This window comes from Halorubrum tibetense (genome assembly GCF_042661865.1).
GTDB classification, from domain to species: domain Archaea; phylum Halobacteriota; class Halobacteria; order Halobacteriales; family Haloferacaceae; genus Halorubrum; species Halorubrum tibetense.
Genome location: NZ_JBHSWW010000275.1, coordinates 1 through 3,181, shown reverse-complemented (window position 1 = coordinate 3,181; position 3,181 = coordinate 1). Strand labels below are relative to the sequence as shown.

Here is a 3,181-nt window from a genome sequence, read left to right as displayed (position 1 = left end):
GGGCGCTGTGGTACGCCGCCGGCAACCTCCTCGGCGACCCCGGAAGCGCGGACGCGGGCCTGAAGCTGCTCTCGTTTGCGTTTTCGGCCGGCGAGGGGGAGGCGGTCGTCCGCGTGCGACACGGCCACGTCGACGAAGCGCGGGCAGCGATCGCTTGCGTGAGCGGGGTCGACGGTGACCCGGTCGGGATCCGCGTTCGGGGGATTTCGGGGACGGTGCGTGCCTGTGAGGAAAGATATATGGGTCGCGCGACCGGCAGTTCGACACAGCGAGACGTCGCGTTCGGGGACGCCGAACGGACCGCCGTCGTGCGTGAGAACGCGTACGACGTGCGGACCGAGTCGGGGTACGTCGGCGCGACGGCGTCCGACATCGAGTGATATCATGCAGGGCCAATCCCAACAACAGGCGTACGACCGAGGCATCACCATCTTCTCTCCCGACGGCAGGCTCTATCAGGTCGAGTACGCCCGGGAGGCAGTGAAACGAGGGACGGCGAGCGTCGGGATCCGTGCGGAGGACGGCGTCGTCCTCGCCGCCGACAAACGCGCCCGCTCCCCGCTGATGGAGCCGGCGAGCATCGAGAAGCTCCACAAGGCCGACGACCACGTCGGCGTCGCCAGCGCGGGCCACGTCGCCGATGCTCGCCAGCTCATCGACTTCGCGCGCCAGCAAGCACAGGTGAACCACCTGCGCTACGGCGAGGCGATCGGGATCGAGACGCTGACGAAAACGATCACGGACCACATCCAGCAGTACACGCAGATCGGCGGCGCGCGCCCGTTCGGCGTCGCGCTCATCGTCGGCGGGATCGAGAACGGTGAGCCGCACCTGTTCGAGACGGACCCTTCGGGGACGCCGTACGAGTGGCAGGCGCTCTCGATCGGCTCCGACCGGAGCGACCTCCGCGACTACCTCGAAGCCGAATACGAGGAGGGGATCTCCACGGACGAGGCGGTCGGGCTCGCGCTCGACACCCTCGCACAGTCGAACGACGGCGAACTGACGCCCGAGGGCGTCGGTGTCGCCACCATCACGGTCGACGACGAGCGCTACGCCGAGCACTCGGACGAGGCGCTCGAGACGATCCTCGCGGAGCGGGATCTCCTCCCTGAGGAGGAAGACGACGACGCCGACAGCGAGGAGTAGCCGTCAAACGACGCGCCGGAGCCGGACAAGAGCGTTTCGGAGCCGCCGGGGTGCTTCGGAGGGACCAGACACCGACACTCGTTTTATCAGAGGGGTAACGCGGACCGCGCGACGCCGCTAGTCGCTCGTGACCAGTTCGACCTCGTGGCCGTCCTGGTCCTTCGTGAACGCGTAGCGGTTCCCGCACGACTCCGGATCGCGGTAGTCGGGGGCCTCACGCGCCATGAGGCACTCCCAGGCGTCGTCGAGGTCGTCCACTTCGAGCGCGAGGTGGCCCCACGCGTCGCCCATCGTGTACGTCCGGCCGTCGTAGTTGTAGGTGAGCTCGAGCGACATCGCCTCCCGGGGCGCGTCCTCGGGCTCGACGAAGTAGTTCGCGAACGTGTCGGCCTCCCAGCGGCCCGTCTCGTCGAACTCGAACTTGCGGGTCCAGTAGCCGAGCGCTTCATCGGCGTCCTCGACGCGGACCATCGTGTGATCGATGCTCCACTTCGCGCCGTAGTCACGTTTGACGATCTCGATCTCGTGGCCGTCCGGGTCCTTCACGAACGCGTAGCGGTTGCCACAGGACTCGGGGTCGCGGTAGTCGTCGACGCCCCCCTCCATCAGCTCGTCGTACGACTCCTGGAGCGCGTCCTCGGGGACGCGGACCGCGATGTGGCCCCACGCGTCTCCCAGCTCGTAGGCGCGCCCGTCGTGGTTGTAGGTGAGCTCGAGGAGCGCGCCCGCCTCGTGGACGTCTTCGGGGCCGAGGAACACGTTCGTGAACGTGTCCGCCTCCCAGCGTCCTTTCTCCTCGTAGTTCAGGTGCGTCTCGTACCAGTCGAGGCTCTCCGCTAAGTCCTCGACGCGGATCATCACGTGATCGAATGCGGATTCCATACACGACGCGTCGGTCGCTCACCTCAAAAGCGTACTGAAGGGCGAACGGTGTCCCTCGCCCACTGACAGGGGGAACGTCCCGCTTTCGACAGCGTTCCGACCGGGTATACACAAACCTAACCCAGATTTCATTTAGTTCCCGACGAACGGATAAATATCCCGTTCTTCCCGATCGGAGGCGGTCGGCGTCGCGCCCGGTGTCGACCGCCAACCCATGGAAGACACCTCAGAATCGTCGTCGGCGTCGTCCGACGGCACCGAATCGTTGTATCGTTCGACCCGCTCGGCGTCTGAAGAGCGGATCGGTCCGGGCACCCGAGCCGGGCGGATCGGCCGGTCGCTCGCGGCGTACGCGTCGGGTGCGCCGTTCGTCGCGGCGGTTGCGGCGGTCGAGACGCTCATCGCCATCGTGCTGCTCGGGGTGCCGTTGTCGCCCGCGCCTGTCGTGGTCGCGCTCGTCGCGTTCGCGGTGTACACTATCGATCACGTCGCCGACGCTGACGCGGACACTCGGTCCACGCCGACACGCGCCATCCTCGCGTATCGCTACGGGGACCAGCTGATGGTCGCCGCCGCCCTGGCGTACGGGATCGCAGTCGCGTTATCGGTGCTCGGCGGGCCGTTCGCGCTCGTCATCACGCTGTTGCCGGGCGTGTTCTGGGTGCTGTACGCGTCCGACTGGCTCCCCACCCTCGGCGGGGTCACCGCGGAGGCCGCTGGGGAGCCGCCCCTCGGCGGCCGGGAAGACGGGTTCCGGTACCGGTTGCCGCGCGTAAAGGACGTGTTGGTGCTCAACTCGCTTCTCGTCGCGTTCGGATGGGCGGTCGCGGTCACCGTAATTCCCGTTGCGTTCGCGAGTGGGAACGGCGGGTCGATCGCCACGGTCGGGACGGGCGGCACTGCCGGGGTCGCGAGCGGCGCGGTCGCCGGTGGTGCCCCGCTCGTCGCCGTCGTGTTCGGGTACTTCCTGTTGCGATCGTTCGTCGACACCGAGCTCCCTAACGTCCGGGACGTGGAAGCCGACGCCACGGTCGGTGTCGCCACCCTCCCGGTCGTGTACGGCGTCGTGTCGACCCGCCGTGCGCTCTACGCCGTCGACGTCGCCACCGCGGCGCTCGTGACTGCCGCGGCGGTGACCGGACTCGTCGCG

The 3,181-nt window shown here is 68.0% G+C and carries 4 protein-coding genes; 3 read left to right on the top strand and 1 reads right to left on the bottom strand.

Annotated elements, in window-relative coordinates; genetic code table 11:
* Together ACFQEU_RS13530 and psmA are read left to right on the top strand one after the other, a co-directional pair.
* Positions 1-380, top strand: a 380-nt coding sequence (locus ACFQEU_RS13530; protein ID WP_379782999.1) for an Rpp14/Pop5 family protein, incomplete at its 5' end; no start/stop codon positions are given.
* Between the two features lie 4 nt (positions 381-384).
* Positions 385-1,149 carry an archaeal proteasome endopeptidase complex subunit alpha gene (psmA, locus tag ACFQEU_RS13525; RefSeq protein ID WP_379782997.1) on the top strand — a complete coding sequence of 255 codons (765 nt, stop codon included), beginning with the start codon at positions 385-387 and terminating at the stop codon, positions 1,147-1,149.
* Between the two features lie 117 nt (positions 1,150-1,266).
* On the opposite strand, the gene ACFQEU_RS13520 is transcribed toward psmA, so the two are convergent.
* Complete coding sequence (locus ACFQEU_RS13520) at positions 1,267-2,031, bottom strand: VOC family protein (RefSeq protein WP_379782995.1); 765 nt, start codon at positions 2,029-2,031, stop codon at positions 1,267-1,269.
* 214 nt (positions 2,032-2,245) lie between these two features.
* Between ACFQEU_RS13520 and ACFQEU_RS13515 the strand changes: the two genes are divergently transcribed.
* Positions 2,246-3,181, top strand: a 936-nt coding sequence (locus tag ACFQEU_RS13515) for a UbiA prenyltransferase family protein (protein WP_379782993.1), incomplete at its 3' end; no start/stop codon positions are given.